This is a genomic window from Pseudonocardia aurantiaca, from assembly GCF_039526725.1.
In the GTDB taxonomy this organism is placed as follows: domain Bacteria; phylum Actinomycetota; class Actinomycetes; order Mycobacteriales; family Pseudonocardiaceae; genus Pseudonocardia; species Pseudonocardia aurantiaca.
The window spans coordinates 98,228-116,613 of the sequence record NZ_BAAAJG010000015.1; the positions used below are offsets into that span (position 1 = coordinate 98,228).

At 72.1% G+C, this 18,386-nt stretch carries 16 protein-coding genes and 2 riboswitches; of the genes, 10 read left to right on the top strand and 6 right to left on the bottom strand.

Annotated features, from left to right (window positions below; translation table 11 throughout):
* Positions 1-33 precede the first annotated feature (33 nt).
* The gene (locus ABD143_RS22615; protein ID WP_343981842.1) at positions 34-399 is read left to right on the top strand and encodes a VOC family protein; all 366 of its coding nucleotides are present in this window, start codon (positions 34-36) and stop codon (positions 397-399) included.
* 71 nt (positions 400-470) lie between these two features.
* On the opposite strand, the gene ABD143_RS22620 is transcribed toward ABD143_RS22615, so the two are convergent.
* A complete protein-coding gene (locus ABD143_RS22620) occupies positions 471-2,444 on the bottom strand; it encodes an acyl-CoA dehydrogenase family protein (protein ID WP_379659698.1) in 1,974 nt (657 codons plus the stop codon).
* A 222-nt stretch (positions 2,445-2,666) separates the two neighbouring features.
* Here ABD143_RS22620 and pabB point away from each other — a divergent pair, with 222 nt between their 5' ends.
* Positions 2,667-4,493, top strand: a complete 1,827-nt coding sequence (pabB, locus tag ABD143_RS22625; protein WP_343981848.1) for an aminodeoxychorismate synthase component I — start codon at positions 2,667-2,669, stop codon at positions 4,491-4,493.
* Positions 4,494-4,543: 50 nt separating this feature from the next.
* Positions 4,544-5,995 carry an HNH endonuclease signature motif containing protein gene (locus ABD143_RS22630; RefSeq protein ID WP_343981851.1) on the top strand — a complete coding sequence of 484 codons (1,452 nt, stop codon included), beginning with the start codon at positions 4,544-4,546 and terminating at the stop codon, positions 5,993-5,995.
* Positions 5,996-6,031: 36 nt separating this feature from the next.
* On the opposite strand, the gene ABD143_RS22635 is transcribed toward ABD143_RS22630, so the two are convergent.
* Complete coding sequence (locus ABD143_RS22635; protein ID WP_379659699.1) at positions 6,032-6,694, bottom strand: NADPH-dependent F420 reductase; 663 nt, start codon at positions 6,692-6,694, stop codon at positions 6,032-6,034.
* Positions 6,695-6,732: 38 nt separating this feature from the next.
* On the bottom strand, positions 6,733-7,032 hold the full coding sequence (locus ABD143_RS22640; RefSeq protein ID WP_343981857.1) for a hypothetical protein: 300 nt from the start codon (positions 7,030-7,032) through the stop codon (positions 6,733-6,735).
* A 141-nt stretch (positions 7,033-7,173) separates the two neighbouring features.
* Here ABD143_RS22640 and ABD143_RS22645 point away from each other — a divergent pair, with 141 nt between their 5' ends.
* Positions 7,174-8,010, top strand: coding sequence for a helix-turn-helix domain-containing protein (locus ABD143_RS22645; protein ID WP_343981860.1), 837 nt, complete (start codon positions 7,174-7,176; stop codon positions 8,008-8,010).
* Positions 8,007-8,210 carry a DUF397 domain-containing protein gene (locus ABD143_RS22650; RefSeq protein WP_343981863.1) on the top strand — a complete coding sequence of 68 codons (204 nt, stop codon included), beginning with the start codon at positions 8,007-8,009 and terminating at the stop codon, positions 8,208-8,210. The genes ABD143_RS22645 and ABD143_RS22650 overlap by 4 nt, the downstream gene beginning before the upstream one ends.
* Positions 8,211-8,285: 75 nt before the next feature.
* Here ABD143_RS22650 and ABD143_RS22655 read toward each other — a convergent pair whose 3' ends face one another.
* Positions 8,286-9,650 carry an aminotransferase class V-fold PLP-dependent enzyme gene (locus ABD143_RS22655; protein ID WP_343981866.1) on the bottom strand — a complete coding sequence of 455 codons (1,365 nt, stop codon included), beginning with the start codon at positions 9,648-9,650 and terminating at the stop codon, positions 8,286-8,288.
* Positions 9,651-9,691: 41 nt separating this feature from the next.
* A riboswitch (SAM riboswitch) is annotated at positions 9,692-9,804 on the bottom strand.
* A gap of 55 nt (positions 9,805-9,859) precedes the next feature.
* Positions 9,860-10,348: a beta-class carbonic anhydrase gene (locus tag ABD143_RS22660; protein WP_343981869.1), complete on the bottom strand. Its 489-nt coding sequence runs from the start codon at positions 10,346-10,348 to the stop codon at positions 9,860-9,862.
* Between the two features lie 459 nt (positions 10,349-10,807).
* A riboswitch (SAM riboswitch) is annotated at positions 10,808-10,902 on the top strand.
* 174 nt (positions 10,903-11,076) lie between these two features.
* Between ABD143_RS22660 and ABD143_RS22665 the strand changes: the two genes are divergently transcribed.
* Genes ABD143_RS22665 through ABD143_RS22685 form a run of 5 tightly spaced genes read left to right on the top strand, consistent with a single transcriptional unit; the run spans position 11,077 to position 17,321 of the window.
* Entirely contained in the window at positions 11,077-12,678 is a 1,602-nt protein-coding gene (locus ABD143_RS22665) for an ABC transporter substrate-binding protein (RefSeq protein ID WP_343981872.1), read from the top strand.
* 11 nt (positions 12,679-12,689) lie between these two features.
* Positions 12,690-13,634, top strand: a complete 945-nt coding sequence (locus tag ABD143_RS22670) for an ABC transporter permease (RefSeq protein WP_343981875.1) — start codon at positions 12,690-12,692, stop codon at positions 13,632-13,634.
* A complete protein-coding gene (locus ABD143_RS22675; RefSeq protein ID WP_343981877.1) occupies positions 13,631-14,539 on the top strand; it encodes an ABC transporter permease in 909 nt (302 codons plus the stop codon). Before ABD143_RS22670 ends, ABD143_RS22675 begins: the two co-directional genes overlap by 4 nt.
* Entirely contained in the window at positions 14,536-16,230 is a 1,695-nt protein-coding gene (locus ABD143_RS22680) for a dipeptide ABC transporter ATP-binding protein (RefSeq protein WP_343981880.1), read from the top strand. The genes ABD143_RS22675 and ABD143_RS22680 overlap by 4 nt, the downstream gene beginning before the upstream one ends.
* Entirely contained in the window at positions 16,227-17,321 is a 1,095-nt protein-coding gene (locus ABD143_RS22685) for an LLM class flavin-dependent oxidoreductase (RefSeq protein ID WP_343981883.1), read from the top strand. Before ABD143_RS22680 ends, ABD143_RS22685 begins: the two co-directional genes overlap by 4 nt.
* A gap of 122 nt (positions 17,322-17,443) precedes the next feature.
* Here the strand turns inward: ABD143_RS22685 and ABD143_RS22690 are convergent, their stop codons facing one another.
* Positions 17,444-18,268, bottom strand: coding sequence for a CBS domain-containing protein (locus tag ABD143_RS22690; RefSeq protein WP_343981886.1), 825 nt, complete (start codon positions 18,266-18,268; stop codon positions 17,444-17,446).
* Between the last annotated feature and the right edge of the window lie 118 nt (positions 18,269-18,386).

An 18,386-nucleotide genomic window follows, 5' to 3' on the forward strand; every position in this document is an offset into this window, starting at 1 on the left:
CGTCCGGGGTGCGGTGCACAGGATGGGGCAACCATGTTCGAGCACGTCAAGGCGTTCAGCGCCTTCTCGGTGGACGACATCCCGGCCGCGAGGCGGTTCTACGGCGATGTGCTCGGCATCCGCGTGTCGGAGGAGCACGGGATGCTGACGCTGCACATCGCGGGCGGACGGGACACGCTGGTGTACCCGAAGGAGGACCACACGCCCGCGACGTTCACGATCCTCAACTTCCCGGTGCCCGACGTGGAGGCGGCGGTGGCCGAGCTGGGTGCCCGCGGCGTCGAGTTCGAGAAGTACGACTGGACCGACGAGAAGGGCATCGCCCGCGACTACGGGCCGACGATCGCGTGGTTCCGCGACCCGGCGGGCAACGTGCTCTCGGTGATCCAGCTGGACTGAGGATGGGCCCGATCGCCGCCGAACCAGGGCAGACCAGCCCCTGGCGAGCGAACACGTGATCGCTCGGACGATCAGCGCGCTGGACGGACCGTGCGGTGCAGGTTCGGCACGGCGGTGGGACCGGGGGCAGGCTCGGCGATCCACGGCCCGGGGATGGAGGGGTCGAGGATTCCGTCCTCGATCCAGATGTACCGCCCGTCGAGCAGGCGGCGGGCGGCTGTCCGGTCGGTGTCATCGGTGTTGGTCCACAGTCGGCCGAACAGCTCCTCCACGCGCACGCGGGCCTGCTTGCAGAAGGCGTCGGCGAGTTCGCGTGCCCCGTTGGCGCGCTCGGCGTCCTCGCCGGCCAGCATCTGTACTCGAACGCAGCAGGCGCTCATCGCGAACAGTTCCGCGCCGATGTCGACCAAGCGGCCCAGGAAGCGCTGCCGGTGTTCTAGGCGCGCTTGCCAGCGGACCATCCCGGCGAAGGTCTGCCGGGCGAGGCGACGGCTGGAGCGCTCGACGAACCGCAGGTGCCGGGCCAACGGGCCGAACTCGGCGAACGCGCGCCGGCTCTGGCCGGGCCTGGCGACCAGGCCGGGAAGCCATCGCGCGTAGAAGCGTCCGGCGCGGGCCGCCGCGGTCAGTTTCTGCGCGAGAGTGGTGTCCGGGTCGACGAGCTGTCCGGCCGCGGCCAGGTGGGCGTCGACCGCCTCCCGGGCGATGAGCAGGTGCATGATCTCGGTCGAGCCCTCGAAAGTGCGGTTGATCCGCACATCCCGCAGCATCTGCTCGGCGGGCACGCCGCGCTCGCCCCGTGCGGCGAGGGACGCGGCGGTCTCGAAGCCGCGACCGCCGCGGATCTGCACCAGGTCGTCGGCGACCCGCCAGGCCATCTCCGAGCCGTAGAGCTTGGCCAGCGCTGCTTCGATCCGGATGTCGTGACGGTTCTCGTCGGCCAGCGCGCCGGCCAGCTCGACCACCGCCTCCATGGCGAACGCGGTCGCGGCGATGAACGCGACCTTGCCCGCGACCGCATCGTGCTCACCGATCGGCCGTCCCCACTGCACCCGCTCCCGCGACCACTCGCGGGCGATCATGGTGCACCACTTCGCCGAGCCCGCGCAGATCGCCGGCAGCGACAGCCGGCCGGTGTTCAACGTCGTGAGCGCGATCTTGAGGCCTTCGCCTTCGGCTCCTATCCGGTTGTCCGCCGGCACCCGTACCTGATCGAAGCGGGTGAGCCCGTTCTCGATCCCGCGCAGGCCCATGAACGTGTTGCGGGCCTCGACGGTGATCCCGGCGGCGTCGGCTTCCACCACGAACGCGGAGATCCCGCCGCGATGCCCGTCGGACCGCTGGACCCTGGCCATCACGACCAGCAGGTCGGCGATCACGCCGTTGGTCGTCCACAGCTTCACCCCGTTGAGCAGGTAGGCCGAGCCGTCCTCGGTCGGGGTGGCCGTGGTGCGCAGCCGGGCCGGGTCGCTGCCCACGTCGGGCTCGGTCAGCAGGAACGCGCTGATGTCGCTGCGCGCGCACCGCGGGAGGAACCTCCGCTTCTGGTCCTCGGTACCGAACAACGCCACCGGTTGCGGCACCCCGATCGACTGGTGCGCCGAGAGCATTGTGGCGATCGCCGGATGTGCCGAGCCGGCCAACATCAACGCACGGTTGTAGTCGACCTGCGACATCCCCAGGCCTCCGTACTCGGGGTCGATCTTCATGCCTAGCGCGCCCAGCTCTGCGAGTCCGGCGAACACCCGGTCCGGCACCATGGCGTCCCGCTCGATCACGGTCGGGTCGACCTCGTCCTCGCAGAACGCCCGCAACCGAGCGAGGAAATCCTGCCCACGCCCCGCTGCCTCCGCCTTGCCTCGCGGGTGCGGGTGGATCAGGTCGAGACGGAACCGTCCAAGGAACAACTGCTTGCCGAAGCTCGGCTTCCGCCACGTCCCCTCCCGGGCCTCCTCGGCGACCTGGCGAGCCTCACGCTCGCTGACCTGGGCTCCCGTCCGGTCCGAACGGTTCGACTCCGATACCGCCACAGCCATCCCCTTCATCGTCGGGCCTGCGCCTGGCTGCACGGGCATACCCAGCGCGAGGGCGAGTGAACGACGATCAGGGCTGCGTGTCCCGCGCGGCATCAGGGCGGGACGAAGGGACGCGCATCCCTGCGGCCATGGACGCCTCCCCCGAGCCCGGGGGTCGTGAGTAGCCCTGTGTCAACCTCTTCCCGTGAGCGGAGCTTTCTTCCACGTCACCAGCGTCGGATCGACGTACCGGTGACGCCCGTGGCGCCGTGGGCGCGATTCGACGACCTGCGTGCGGGCGCTGCCCTTCACTTCACCAGCGTGTCCGGCCCGCTCGTCGCACACAGCGCCGGCGAGGTCACGGGCGTCCTGCGGGAGGTGGAGCGAGCGACGGCAGGCGGGGCTTGGAGTTTCGGATTCGTCGTCTACGAGGCGGCCACGGGATTCGACGCCGCCTTGCCGGTCCGGGAGCCGATCGCCGGGCTGCCGCTGGCCTGGTTCGGGATCTGCGCTCCGCCCCGCGAGGTGCCGGTCGTCGTCCCGCCCGGCGAGCGTCGCTACCGGGTCGGGCCGTGGACGTGCGACTGGGACGCGAACCAGCACCGTCGTGGCGTCGACGCAGTGCGTGCGCACATCGCCGACGGCGACACCTACCAGGCCAACCTCACCACGCGGATGCGCGCGGCGGTCCGCGGCGACATGACTCAGCTCTACACCGACCTCGCGCTCGGCCAGCGCGGCGCCCACAACGCCTACCTCGACGTCGGTCGCTTCGTGATCGCCGGTGCGAGCCCCGAGCTGTTCTTCGAGATCCGCGACGGACGGCTGCACATGCGCCCGATGAAAGGGACCGCCTCACGGGGGCGGACGACGGCCGAGGATGCCGTCCTCATCGAGCGGCTGCGGACCAGCGCCAAGGAGCGGGCCGAGAACGTCATGATCGTCGACCTGGTGCGCAATGACATCGCTCGCGTAGCGAGGACCGGCAGCGTGAAGGTCACCTCGCTCTGCCGCCCCGAGCGGTACGAGACCGTGCACCAGCTCACTTCCGACGTCACTGCGGACCTGCGTCCGGACGTCGGCCTGGCGGACGTTTTCGGAGCCCTGTTCCCATGCGGGTCGGTGACCGGGGCACCGAAGGCCGGGACGATGCAGATCATCCGCGACCTCGAGCCGGGACCGCGCGGGATCTACTGCGGCGCCGTCGGCTTCGTCGCGCCACCAGGCTCGCCGGTCCGCGCCCGATTCAACGTCGCGATCCGGACCGTGCTGGTCGACCGGCAGGCCGGTACGGCGACGTACGGGACTGGCGGGGGCATCACGTGGGAGTCCGATCCCGCCGCCGAGTACGCGGAGCTGCTCGCGAAGGCACGGGTCCTCGCCACCCGACCGGACGACTTCCATCTCATCGAGACCATGCGCCACGACCGGGAGGCAGGTCTGGTCGCTCTCGGCCGGCACCTGGCCCGCCTGCAGGCCTCCGCTGCCTACTTCGGATTCCCGTTCGATCCGGGCGCGGCGCGCTCCTTCCTGGCCGCTCGGTTGGCGGGCGTTGGCGACGCCAGGGTCCGGCTACTCGCCTTCCGCGACGGGAAGATCGCCGTCAATGTCGACCGGCTCCCGCCGCGCACCGACCGGCCGGTGCTCCTCGCGGTGGACGACGACCCGATCGATTCCCGCGACTGCTGGCCGCACCACAAGACCAGCCGCAGAAAGCCCTACACCAGCCGGCGCGCCCGCCATCCGGACGCCGACGAGGTCGTGCTCGTCAACGAGCGGGGCGAGATCACCGAGACGACGACGGCGAACCTGGCCGTTCACCTCGACGGCCGGTGGTGGACCCCTCCCCTTGGCGGCGGTTGTCTACCCGGCGTCGAACGCGGCCGCCTCATCGAGCTCGGGGCGCTGGCCGAACGCGTCCTGCGTCCCGATGACCTGCATCGCGCCACCGGCCTGGCGGTAGTGAACGCCCTTCGCGGCTGGCGCTCCGCGACACTCGCTGCGCCAGGTCGCGCGAAGGCTGCCGGCCGGACGACGGTTCCCGACCTGAGCCCCGATCCACCGCCCGATTTCAGGTGATCGCTTTCTAGATTCGGTCTGACGCACTAGACCCTGGTACGATCGAACACATGTTCGAGACCGTGACGCCTTCCCTCGCAGGGGATGAGCTCACGGATCTGGACCTGCTCACCTGGCCGGAGCCGCCACCGGACCGGACCTGGGCCGACACCGCCCCGTCCGGGATCGCCGCGCTGGAACTGGATGTGGACACGGCGGATCCGGCGTGCCTGTCGGATGCGCAGTTGATCGATGCGATGGTCGGGTTCGCGCGGCAGGCCGCGTGGGCGCAGGCCCGGCAGGCCCGGATCGTGGCCGAGTTCGCGCGGCGCCGGCCGCCGGATGCCAAGGACATGGCCGGCACCGACCGGACCTGCGCGGCCAGCCCGTACGCCCCGGACGAGGTCGGGCTGGCGCTACGGCTGTCCCGCTGGTCGGCGACCGCCCGGATCGCACAGTCGCGGGAACTGGTCGAGCGGCTCCCGGAAACCCTGGCCCTGTGGCAGGCCGGGCGGTTGGACGAACGCCGGGTGACCGCGATCTGCGATGCCACCCGCCACCTGACGGTCGAGACGGCGCGGGCGGTGCAGGAGCGGGTGCTGCCCCGGGCCCCCGAGCAAACCCTCTCCCAGCTGAAGGCCGCGCTGGCCCGGGCGGTGATCGCGGCCGACCCCGAAGGCGCCGAACGCCGGCACACGGCCGCCCGCCGCGACCGCCGCGTCGCGGTCAACCCGGAACCGGACGGGATGGCCTCGTTGTGGGCGCTGCTGCCGGCCACCGACGCGGTCGCCGCGTTCGGGTGGCTGACCCGGCTGGCCCGGGGCTGCGGCGCGCAGGACCCGCGTTCCATGGACGCCCGCCGCGCCGACCTGCTCGCCGCGCTGCTGACCGGCCGCCTCACCCCCGCCACCGACCCCGGCGGCGGCGACACCGGTCCGCGGCCGGTGTCCCCCGGGAAGCCGCTGGTGCAGGTGGTGATGCCGTTCACCACCCTGCTCGGCGCCGACCAGCAGCCGTGTGAGCTGGTCGGGCACGGCCCGATCACCGCCGACCACGCCCGGGAGATCGCCGCCGACGCCACCCTCGTGCGACTGGTCTACGACCCGCTTTCCGGGACGTTGCTCGATTACGGGCGCAGCACCTACCGGCCCCCGGCCGGGCTGGCCGACCACGTCCGCGCCCGCGACGTCCACTGCCGCCAACCGATCTGCCGCCGCCGCGCGATCGACAGCGAACTCGACCACCTGATCCCGTTCCCCGAGGGTCCGACGAGCGAGGCGAACCTGGCCACCGGGTGCAGCCACGACCACCACCTCAAGCACAGCCCCGGCTGGCAGGTCCACGCCCTGGCCGACGGCGTCATCGAGTGGATCACCCCGACCGGGCACCGCTACCGCAGCACCCCCCACGACTACCGCGACGACGACGACGACCCGTTCCCCCAGACCTGGGCGGCCCGACCACCACCGGACGAGCCCACACCGCAACACCACGACCCCGCAGACGATCCCCCGCCCTTTTGATCCGCGATGTACCAGCGGGTCTGGTTGGGGGCGCGGTCAGGCAGCGCGGAACTCCGCCGTCCGCTCGGGCGACGCCGCCGCCAGCGCGCGGCGCGCGCCCTCGGCGTCGAGGTCCTTGCCGTACACCGGGTTGCCTGGCTGCTGGCGCCAGGACTCCTCCAGGGTGCCGCCGTCCACCGGGTCGAACCCGAGCTCGTCGACAAGCTGGAAGACCAGCTGCTTGCCCGGGCCGTCGGCGCCGGCGATCGGCAGCGCGATCCGGCCCTGGGTGCCCGCGGGCGTGCCGTGTTCGAGCAGGTGCTTCCAGAAGATCCCGTTGAAGACCTTGAACACCGGCGTGCCGAGCTGCCCGGCCACCCACACGCTCTCCGGGGTGCCGTCCTCGATCGCGTCGATGCGGCCGTCGCGGGGTCGCGGGTAGTAGTTGTTCGTCTCGATCACGGGCGCGCCCGGCTTCGCCTTCGAGGTGATCCCGGGCGCCAGGTCCGGCACGTTCTTCTGCGGGATGCTGACGATCACGACGTCGGCGCCGGTCGCCGCGTCCACGGCCCAGACCGCGGTTGCGCCGGTCTCCGCCGCGAGGTCCTCGAGGGTCTCGGGCGCGCGGGAGTTCGCGACGCGCACGGAGTGGCCGAGTGCGGTGAACCTGCGGGTGAGCGTGCCGCCGATCTTGCCCGCTCCGATGATGCCGATATGCATGTGTGGGGAAACCGAGGTGGGCCGCGCCGGCATTCCGATCACCGTGGGCGGTGTGACGCTTCAGCTACCTGCGCCGGCCACGCGTTCAGCCAGCGCAGCCCCGGCAGGCAGGTGATTGCCCCGCCCAGCTGGGTCCACGTGCCGAGGCGCTCGTGGTGCCGGTCTTCCCGGGCCGCCCCCGGGCCGGGGAAGCAGAGCGGGCACAGCGGCTCGGGTCCGGCGGTCAGCGCGGTGCTGATCACGAAGGAACCGCATCGGGCGAGGTAGTGCCCGTCCCAGGACGCCGCGAAGACGCGCTCGTCCACCAGGTGGTCGTGACCGTCGGGTGAGGTGACCAAGATGGCAGTATCCAAGTCGATACTGCGGGTCGGCACATCGCCCGGCGACCAAACCATTGCGGCACACTACAGCTAGAACATTCCACTTAGGAACGGACATGCCGAGATCACTTCTTGGCTTGGTCGTGCCAGACTCCCCGGGTGGCACAGAGCCCTACCGTTCGCCGCCTCCAGCTCGGCCGGGAACTGCGACGTCTGCGGGAGCAGGCGGGTGTGAGCCGGGACGACGCCGCTGCGGAACTCGAGTGCGGCGTCTCGAAGATCAGCAAGATCGAGGGCGGCAAGATGACGATCGCCCTGGCCGAGGTGAAGGCGCTGCTGGCCCTCTACGGCGTCGACGCCGACGAGTCCGAGCAGATCCTCGGGGTCGCTCGGGAGGCTCGGAAGCGGGTGACGCACCGGGTACCGGAGTGGGTGCGCGCCTACGTCGGCCTGGAGGCGGAGGCCGCCGAGATCAAGGCCTTCCAGATCGACCTCGTGCCGGGCCTGCTCCAGACCGAGGCGTACACCCGTGCGATCACGAAGGCGGCCGACCCGACCCGGGATCCGGCGGAGGTCGAGCGGCTGGTGGCGATCCGCCGCGAGCGCCAGGCCCGCCTGCAGAGCGACAGTCCTCCGCAGCTCTGGGTGGTGCTCGACGAGGCCGCGATTCGGCGAGTGGTCGGCGGTCCGGCCGTGATGCGCGAGCAGTTGGAGCGGCTGCTGGAGGTGGCTCGCCTGCCGACAGTGTCTCTGCAGCTCATGCCATTCGCAGCCGGGTCGCACGCGGCGATGGGAACAGCGTTCACGGTGTTCCGGCTGCCCGACCCTCCGGGCGGTGCGGTGGTGGTGCTCGAAGGGCTGTGGAGCGCGGAGTATGTCGATCGATCACAGCAGGTAGGCGCCTATAGTGTGGTGTTCGACCGGCTCTGCGCGTCCGCGCTGGACGAGCAGGGTTCGGCGCGTGCCATCGAGAAGGCCATAGGTGAGCTGCGATGATCGATCTGGACGGGGTGGTCTGGCGCAAGTCCAGCGCCAGCAACGGCAACGGCGGCGGGTGTGTCGAGGTCGCTGATCTCCCGGACGGGGGCCGTCTCGTCCGCGACACCAAGGACGAGGGCGCAGGTCCAGTCCTGCGGTACACCGCCTCGGAGTGGCAGGCGTTCGTCGCGGGTGTGAAGCTCGGCGAGTTCGACTGACGCCGCATTCCTCTACAGCACGGAGGCCCTCAGATCCCGGTGATCCGGGCGTCTGAGGGCTTCTGCTGTTTCGCGTCAGCCCCCGCAGCCCGGCGCGAGCAGACCTGTGAGACCCACGCCCAGCGGGTCGGCCGGGCGCGGGTCGGGCACCGGCGTCCACCGCCCGTCGACCACCGCGTAGTCCCACCCCGGTCCGTCCGCCACGAGCGCGCGGACGCCTTCCACCAGCCGGTCCACGTCGGACGTGCTCGTGCTCAGCCCGAGGCTCGCCCGCACGGCGCAGCCGTCGGCGGTGCCGGCCAGGCGGGCCAGTAGCGGGTGCGCGCAGAACTTCCCGTCGCGCACCCCGATGCCGTGCTCCGCGGAGAGGACCGCGGCGACCAGGCCGGCCGGGTACCCGTCCACGACGAAGGAGGCGACGGCCACCCGGTCCGTGGCGTCCGGCCAGACGTTCAGGGTTCGCACGCCCGGGACGGCGGCGAGGCCGGTCTCCAGCCGGGCGAGCAGGGCGCGTTCGTGGTCGAGAGCGTCGTCGAGCACGGCGTCGAGGCATCGGCACGCCTGCGCGAGCGCGGCGGCGCCGAGGACGTTCGGGGTGCCGGCTTCGTGGCGGTGCGGCGCGGCCGCCCAGGTCACCTCGCTGACGCCAGAGGCGTTCGGCACGGCCACCGCGCGAACGGCGCCCCCACCGGCGAGGTAGGGGGTGGCGTCGTCGAGCCAGTCGCGGCGCCCCACCAGCGCGCCCGCGCCGTACGGGGCGTAGAGCTTGTGGCCGGAAAGGGCGAGGTAGTCGATGCCGGCGCCGGCGATGTCGATCCGCCGGTGCGGGGCGAGCTGGGCGGCGTCGACGACGACCCGGGCGCCTGCCGCGTGGGCGATCGCGGTGATCTCGGCGAGCGGGAGGATCTCGCCGGTCACGTTCGACGCGCCCGTCACGGCGAGCAGCGCGGTGGGTTCGGCGGCGAGCGCGGCGCGCAGGTCGGCGAGGGTCTGGGCCACGGTCGGCGCGGCGGGGAGCACCCGGCCCGTGCGCCACGAGATCAGGTTGGCGTGGTGCTCGACGTCGAGGCGCAGCACGCGCCCAGGGACGCAGCCGGCCAGGAGGTTGAGCGCGTCGGTGGTGTTGCGGGTGAACACCACGACGTCGTCGCCGCGGGCCCCGACGAACCGCCCGACGGTCTCGCGGGCCTGCTCCAGCACCGCCGTGCACACCTGGGAGGCGTAGCCCGCCCCACGGTGGACGCTCGCGTAGAAGGGCAGGAGTTCGGTGACGTGGTCGGCCACGCCTGCGAGAGCGGGGGCGCTCGCCGCGAGGTCGAGGTTGGCGTAGCGCACGCGGTCGCCGGTGACGAGCGGCACCTCCAGCTCGGCTCCAATGAGCCGGGGGAGGGGCTGCGTGGAGGCGGCGGCTGCGGGACGGGCGGGCAGCACAGCGGTCATGACGGTCCTCCGGACCCTCTTCAGGACCCGGTGTCGTGACGGGTCCGCGCTTGCCGCCGTGGGTGCACGGCGGCCTGGTCGTCACCCGGAGCACCCCACCGCGGAGGAGGGTTGCCGGCCAGCGAGCCGGGGCTTGGCGCTGGCGCTCTTGACCTGACAGCGAAGGTACGGGCGGCCGGGCGGGCCGGTCAAGCCGGCCCGCCCGACCGTCACACGACCTCGTTCAGCTTTCCCGTGGCGACGTCGAAGACGAATCCGCGGATGGAGTCCTTGCGCGGGACGAACGGGTTGGCCTTGATCCGGGCGATCGACTGGCGGACGTCCTCCTCCAGGTCACCGAAGGCCTCGGCCGCCCATTCGGGCTTGATGCCCGTCTCGTCCTGCACGGCCTTCTTGAACTCGTCGTCGGTGAAGGTGAGCATCCCGCAGTCGGTGTGGTGGATGAGGATGATCTCCTCGGTGCCGAGCAGCCGCTGGCTGATGGCCAGCGAGCGGATCTCGTCGTCGGTGACCACACCACCGGCGTTGCGGATGACGTGCGCCTGGCCGGGCTCGAGCCCGAGGATCCTGTAGACGTCGAGCCGGGCGTCCATGCACGCGATGACTGCGAGGTGCTTGGCGGGCGGAAGCGGCAGGGGACCTTCGAAGGACGCGGCGTACCTGGCGTTGTGGGCGAGCAGTTCGTCGGTGACGGACACGGCGGATCTCCCGTTCGGGGAGGGACGGTGGACGCGGGGCGGCCGCGCCACGGCCTCAGGGCAGATGGGAGTGCGCAGGAAATGCGCGCTCGTGGGGCCCGGGCCGCGACGCGGCCGGGCGACAGAACTGGTCGAACTGCTCGCCTCGCCGGCCCGGCCAGAACTGCTCCAGGACCATGCGCATCACGCCATCAGTGAATCGCGGCGGACCCGTTCCGGCAACCCCTGTGGCCAGCGGGTGCAGCACCCCGCCCGTTGGGGTTGCCGCGGCCCCGCTGAGCTGGGCAAGCGACGGCCGACGACTGCCACTGCTGTCAAGGAATGCCGGCGTCGGACATTTTGCGAGCGGAACTGTCCGGTCATTTCGGTCCGTGAATGGCGCACGACACAGTTCCCCGGGAAGCGCTTGATAATCGGCTCCTCAGATACGTACCGTCGGATCGCGGCCGGCGACGGCCGCCACCATCCAGAGCGGCTGAGAGACCTGGCTCGACGACGCCGCAGCAACCCCCCGCGCGAGCGGGAACGGGTGCTACCGCCGGGAGCGATGGAGGTCGCCGTGCCGGGTCCGGGGAGCACCCCGCTGCACACGACGTGGCACGCCTGGCGCCACCACATCGACCTCTGCCGCACCAGCGCGGCGCTCTGTCCGGCCTGACGCTCCGACGATCCCCGAATCCAGAGCGCGCGCCGTCGACGACGGTGCGGTGGCCCGTAGAAGGACCCCAATGATCGCGTTCCCCGTCCGAGCAGGCCTGTTGGCCGCCGCCGCCGTATTCCTGACGGCATGCGGCGGTGGCGCCGCGCCGGCAGCCGGCGCCGACCCGGGCACTCCCCAGCCCGGTGGCACCCTGCGCTTCGCCGTCAGCAGTGACCAGGGCTGCGTCGACCCCCAGCAGGTCAGCAGCAACGACACCATCTACTCGCTGCGCCAGATCGTCGACTCCCTCACCGACCAGGACCCGAAGACCGGCGAGCTGCGGCCGTGGCTCGCCACGGCCTGGGAGTCGAACACCGACGCCACGGCCTACACGTTCACCCTCCGCGAGGGCGTGACGTTCAGCGATGGCACGCCGCTCGACGCCGAGGCGGTCAAGGCCAACTTCGACCGCGTGCAGGACCTGGGGGCCCGCGGCACGCTGCCCAAGGGCTACCTGGCGAGCTACGCGGGCACCACGGTCGAGAGCCCCACCCGGTTCACGGTGTCGTTCTCCCGGCCCAACGTGCAGTTCCTGCAGGGCACCTCCACCCACAGCCTCGGCATCCTGTCGCCCGCGACCGTCGCGGAGTCGGACGACGCCCGGTGCGCGTCGGCGGTGGGGTCGGGGCCGTTCGTGATCGACTCCTACGTCCGCGACGAGTCGATCGTCCTGACCAAGCGGGCGGGTTACGACTGGGGATCCTCGCTCTGGACGCACCCGGGCGAGGCGTACCTGGACCGCGTCGAGTTCCGGATCGTGCCGGAGTCGGGTGTGCGGGTCGGGGGCCTGCAGTCGGGCGAGGTCGACGCCATCGGCAACCTCGCGCAGCAGGACGAGGCCCCGCTGACCGCGGCCGGGGTGCAGTTGATTGCCCGGCCCAACCCCGGCATCCCGTACAGCATCAGCTTCAACCTCAGCAAGCCGATCGTCTCGGAGCCTGCGGTGCGCGACGCGATCTCGCTCGCGATCAACCGCCCGGAGGTGGTCAGCACCGTCTACACGTCGCAGACCGTGGCCGCGACGAGCTCGCTGGCGTCGAGCACACCCGCCTACGCCGACCAGTCCGCACTGCTCGGGTTCGACGCCGCCCGCGCCGCGTCCACGTTGGACGCCGCCGGCTGGGTGCCCGGTCCGGACGGCATCCGGACGCGCGGCGGACAGCCGCTGACCATCGAGCTGACGTGGTACGCGAACGCGGCCGCTAACCGGCCGACGCTGGAGCTGATCCAGCAGCAGCTGCGGGCGGTGGGGATCGACCTGCAGCTGCGGGAGCGCCCGATCTCCGACAACACGCAGGTCCAGCAGAGCGGCGACTTCACCGCGAGCTGGGGCAACACGACCAGGGCCGACCCGGACATCCTCCGCTCGTCGTACTCGACGGCGGGCAACAACTTCTACCGGCTCACCCCCGGCCCGCTCGACACGCTGCTCGCCGAGCAGGCCGCCGAACCGGATGAGACGGCACGGGCGGCGACGGTGGCGCAGGCGCAGCAGCTTCTCGCCGAGAACCACTACACGGTGCCGGTGGTGGAGCTGACCACGGTCCTCGGCGTCGGGGCCACCACCCACGACATTGCGTTCGACGCCTCGTCCCGGATCTACCTCCACGACGCCTGGAAGTCGGAGTAGCCGTGTCACCGATGGCCCGATACCTCCTCCGGCGCGCCGGCATGGCGGTCGGCGTGCTGTGGGCGGCGTTCACCGTCTCGTTCGTCGTGCTCTACCTGCTGCCGGGCGACCCCGTCGCGACGATGGCGAGCGGCGGGCTCGACGGCGAACCGTTGACCCCGGAACAGCTCGACGCGCTGCGCGCCCGCTACGGGCTCGACCAGCCGCTGATCGTGCAGTACGGGCATCGGCTGTGGGGGGCGTTGCACGGCGACTTCGGGGCGTCCATCCAGAACGGCCAGGACGTGCGGGGCGCGATCATGGAGGCGCTGCCGCCGACGATCCAGATCTCGCTGGCCGGGCTCGCGTTCGCGATCGTGGTCGGCGGGACGGTCGCGCTCGTCGCGACGTACACGCGGGCGCACTGGCTGCGGCAGGTGCTGATGGGGCTGCCGTCGCTGGCGGTGTCGATGCCAGTGTTCTGGGTCGGGCTCATGCTCGTACAGGTCTTCTCGTTCGGGCTGGGGTTGCTGCCCTCTGTCGGCGCGAACGGCCCGCAGGCGCTGATCCTCCCGGCGATCACACTCGGGCTCCCGACGGGCGCGCTGGTGGCGCAGGTGCTCGCCAAGAGCCTCTCCCAGGCGCTCGACGAGCCGTACGTGGCGACCGCGCGGGCCAAGGGTGTGGGGCGGGTGGACATCCACCTGCGGCACGCGCTGCGCAACGCCGCGCTCCCGGCGCTGACCGTGCTCGGGTACGTGGTGGGCAATCTGCTGGCGGGGGCCGTCGTGGTGGAGACGGTGTTCACCCGGCCGGGGCTCGGGCGGCTGACCGTCAGCGCCGTCGGTGTGCAGGACATCCCGCTGGTGCAGGGGATCGTCGTGTTCGCGGCTGCGGTGTTCGTCGTGGTCAACCTGCTGGTCGACCTCGTCTATCCGCTGCTCGACCCCCGGATCGCGACAGGAGCGGCGGCATGACCGAGTTGTTGGTGCGGGAACCGGCCGCGGTTCCCGGTCCCGGAGCCGTTGCCCCGGTCGCCGCCACCCGGAGGGAGCGGCTCGCCCGGCTCTGGCGGTTCCTCCGGCGCCGTCCCGGGCTCATCGTGTCGGTCGTCTTCGTGGCGCTGGTGCTGCTCGCGGCGTTCGCGCCGGGCGCCCTGGCTCCGGCCGACCCGAACCTCGGCGTCCCGGCCGATCGGCTCCAGGCCCCCGGCCTCGCGCACGTCTTCGGCACCGACTACCTGGGCCGCGACGTCTACACGCGGGTGGTGCACGGCGCGGCGCTGTCGTTGCAGGCCACGGTCATCGCGGTGGCCGTCGCGCTGGTCGTCGGCGGGCTGATCGGGCTGCTCGCGGGGTTCGTCCGGGGGTGGGTCGACGAGGGGCTGATGCGGTTCGTCGACGTGCTGCTCGCGATCCCGGCCGTGCTGATGTCGCTCGCCCTGATCACGGCGCTGGGCTACGGCACGGCGAACGTGGCGATCGCGGTGGGCGTCGCGAGTGTGGCGAGTTTCGCGCGGGTGATGCGCTCGGAGACGCTGCGGATCCGGCAGTCGGTGTATGTGGAGGCCGCGAGGTCGGTCGGCACGCGCTGGCACGTGACCCTCCTGCGGCACGTGCTGCCCAACGCCGCGGGGCCCGTAGTGGTGCTCGCGGTGCTGGAGTTCGGGCTCGCGATCCTCGCGGTGTCGTCGCTGTCGTTCCTCGGTTACGGCGCCCCGCCGCCGGCGCCGGAGTGGGGCTCGCTGATCGCGGAGGGCCGCAACTACATGGCGACGGCGTGGTGGCTGTGCGCGATGCCCGGTGCGGCGATCGCGGCCACCGTGCTGTCGGTGAACCGGATCTCCCGGGCCCTGGACGGCGAGTGGGCGAGGGCCCGATGAGGGAGCTGACGAGCGAATCGTCGACGCAGGGTGAACCGCTGCTGCAGGTCGAGGACCTGCACGTCTCCTACGGCACCTCGGCGGGTGCACTCCACGCCGTGCAGGGTGTCTCGCTGACCGTCGCGCCCGGTGAGGTCGTCGCCGTCGTCGGCGAGTCCGGATCGGGCAAGTCCACGCTGGCGCAGGCCGTGATCGGGTTGCTGCCCGGCACCGGCCGCGTCGACTCAGGGCGCATCCGGCTCAGCGCGCCCGACGGCGGCGCACAGGACCTGGTGGGGCTGCCGGACAAGGCGTTGCGCGCTGTGCGGGGCAGGCGGATCGGGCTGGTCCCGCAGGACCCCGGGGTGGCGCTGAACCCCGTGCAGAAGGTGGGCAAGCAGGTCGCCGAGGTGCTGCGGGTGCACGGCCTCGCGGACAAGCGCACCGCCCACCTCGACGCCGTGGCGCTGCTCGCGAAGGCGGGGCTGCCCGAGCCGGACGTTCGGGCGGGGCAGTACCCGCACGAGCTGTCGGGTGGGATGCGCCAACGGGTGCTCATCGCGATCGCGATCGCGGCGAACCCGCAGCTCCTCATCGCCGACGAGCCGACGAGCGCTCTCGACGCCACGGTGCAGCGGCGCATCCTCGACCATCTGGAGCACCTCACGCGGGAGGCCGGCACGGCGGTACTGCTGATCACCCACGACCTGGGGGTGGCCGCGGACCGGGCGGACCGGCTCGTCGTCATGCACGGCGGGCGCATCGTCGAGGAGGGCCCGGTCGGGCAGGTGCTGGCCGGGCCGCGGGAGCCGTACACGCGCAGGCTTCTGGAGAGCGCGCCCGGCCTGAAGCCGGTGCGCAGCATGGCTCTCCGGCCCGCCCCGGCCGCGGGCGAGTCGCCGCTCGTGGAGGTCCGCGACCTCGTGAAGGACTTCCCGCTCCCGCGTGTGGGCCGCGAGCGGCGTTCGTTGCGGGCGGTGAACGGGGTGAGCTTCGCGATTGCCCGCGGCGAGACGCTGGCGCTGGTGGGGGAGTCGGGGTCGGGCAAGTCGACCACCGCCCGGCTGCTGCTGCGGCTGGCCGACCCGACGTCGGGCACCGTGCTCTTCGACGGCACCGACATCTCGGCGATCAGCGGCCGGGAGTGGCGCGAGCTGCGGCGGCGCGCCCAGCTCGTCTACCAGAACCCGTACGCCTCGCTGGACCCGCGGTTCAGCATCGCGGAGGTGATCGCCGAACCGCTGCGCGCGTTCCGCGTCGGCGACGCCCGGACCCGGCGGGCGCGGGCTGCCGAGCTGGTGGACAAGGTGGCACTGCCGGCGGCGGTGCTCGACCGGCTGCCCGCGGAGCTGTCGGGCGGGCAGCGCCAGCGCGTCGCGATCGCCAGGGCGCTGGCGCTCCAGCCCGACCTGGTCGTGTGCGACGAGCCGGTGTCGGCGCTCGACGTGAGCGTGCAGGCGCAGGTGCTCGACCTGCTCGCCGAGCTGCAGACCGAGGCGCGGCTCACGTACCTGTTCATCTCGCACGACCTCGCGGTGGTGCGCCGGATCGCTCACCATGTAGGTGTCATGCGTGACGGGCGGCTGCTCGAACTGGCGCCCGCCGAGCAGCTCTTCGACGCGCCGGGGCACGAGTACACAAGGGAGCTGCTCACCGCAATCGCGGGGCAGCGGCGCCCGTCCTGGTCCTCCGCTGCGAAGGAGCCCGCATGAAGTTCCTGGTCCTCACCCTGATCTCGAACGGGCCCGACCCGGCCACGGGCCGGACCCCTACGCCGAACGCGCGCCTGCACCGGGTCGTCGAGAACGCGGTGCAGGCCGAGGAGCTGGGGTTCGACGGCTACGCGGTGGGCGAGCGCCACGAGCGCCCGTTCTTCTCCTCGGCGCCTCCGGTGGTGCTCTCGCACATCGCGGCCCGCACGTCGCGGATCACGCTGTTCACCGGCGTCACGACGCTCTCGCTGCTCGACCCGGTGCGCGCCTACGAGGACTACGCCACCCTCGACCACCTCGCCGACGGCCGCCTGGAGCTGATCATCGGCAAGGGCAACGGGGCCGCGCAGGCGCAGCTGTTCCACGTCACGCCTGAGGACCAGTGGGACCGCAACGCCGAGGGGTACGAGCTGTTCCGGCGGCTCTGGCGTGAGGAGCGCACCACCTGGGAAGGGCAGTTCCGCCCGTCGCTCACCGACGCCGAGACGTGGCCGCCACCGCGCCAGCAGCCGATCCGGGTGTGGCACGGCAGCGCGACCAGCAAGGACTCCGTAGAGCTGGCCGCCCGCTACGGCGACCCGCTGTTCTCGGCGAACGTCACCAACCCGATCGAGCCGTACGGGGAGCTGGTCGCCTACTACCGGGAGCGCTGGGCCGCCTACGGGCACGACCCGGCCGACGCGCTGGTCGGCGCGGGCACGGCGGGCTTCCACATCGCGAAGACCTCGCAGCAGGCGATCGAGGAGTTCCGCCCGGCGTTCGCGCAGCGGCTCGCGCTCGCGGAGCGGTTCGGGCTGCCGGTGGTGTTCCCGACGGTGGAGGACTTCGTCGAGCGCAGCTCCGCGCTGATCGGCAGCCCGGAGCAGGTCGTCGACAAGGTGCTGCGCTACCACGAGGTGTTCGGCCACGAGGTCATCCACCTGCACCTCGACGGCGACGGGCTCAGCCCGCGCAGGCAGCGGGAGATGCTGGAGCAGTTCCAGTCCGACGTCGCACCCGCGCTCCGCGCGGCTGTGCCGAGCCGTCCGCTCGCGGGTCCCGTGCCGCCGGACCCGGACGACGCCCGGCCGTCCGAGGGCGACTCCCCGTGACGCCGTCGCTGTCAACACCGCCCCCGTCGAACCTCGACCTCGCGCCGGTCCTCCTCGTCCACGAGCGGACCAACCGCACCAGGCGTAGCCGCTCGGACCAGGTCGGAGGAGGCCGACCGAAGTCAGAGGAGGTCGCTGCGGCTCACGACGCCGACCAGCCTGCCGTTCTCGACCACGGGCACGACGCGCAGCCCGCGCTCGGCGAACAGGAGCCGGGCGTGCGCCACCGTGTCGTCGAGTGCGAGCGTGACGACCTCGCGCGTCATGACGGCGGACGCCGTCTGCCCCCGGCGTCCGGACAGGGGCTCGCGGCCGAGCAGGTCGGCCTCGCTGACCAGGCCTATCAACCGCTGCTGCTCGTCGACCACGGGCAGGGACTTGAACCGGTGCTCGACGAGCCGCGCGCCGATCTCCTCGACCGGCTCGGACACGCGGGCGGTGACGACCGGGGTGCTCACGATGTCGCGTACGTGGGCGGCGTCCGAGCGGTTGCCCGCCCGTCGGGTGCTGCGCAGCGTCTCCACGGGCTCGGCACCGCGCAGCCGTCCGGCGAGCCGTCCCAGGAGGCCGGGTCGCGACCAGCCGCGCAGCACGTCGCTGCGGGTCACGACCCCGACCAGCATCCCGCGCTCGACGATCGGCATGACCCGCAGCTCGCCGTACGCGCGCAGCCGGTGGGCGAGCAGGCCGAGGCTGGCCCGGGGTGGGAGGGAGAGCACGTCCCGGTTCATCACAGCGCCGACGGTGTCCGTGTCGTCGCCGCTCTCCACCCGGTGCCGCAGTACGTCGAGGAGGCTGATGATGCCGACGAGCCGGTACGCCTCGTCGACCACCGGGAGGGCGCTGAAGCCGAGTTCGGTCATCTTGTGGACCGCCGCGGAGATCGCGTCCTGCGGGCGGACCGTGACGACGCGGCTAGTCATGACGTCCCGGGCGCGCAATGCCATGTGCAGAACGTAGCGTCGGTGGCTACCGTTCGCGAGATCTGTCGATCTTCGGCGCACGCGCCGGCAGTGTCCCGTGCCGCTGAGCCGGGACGACGCCCGGCCGTCCGAGGGGAGTCGC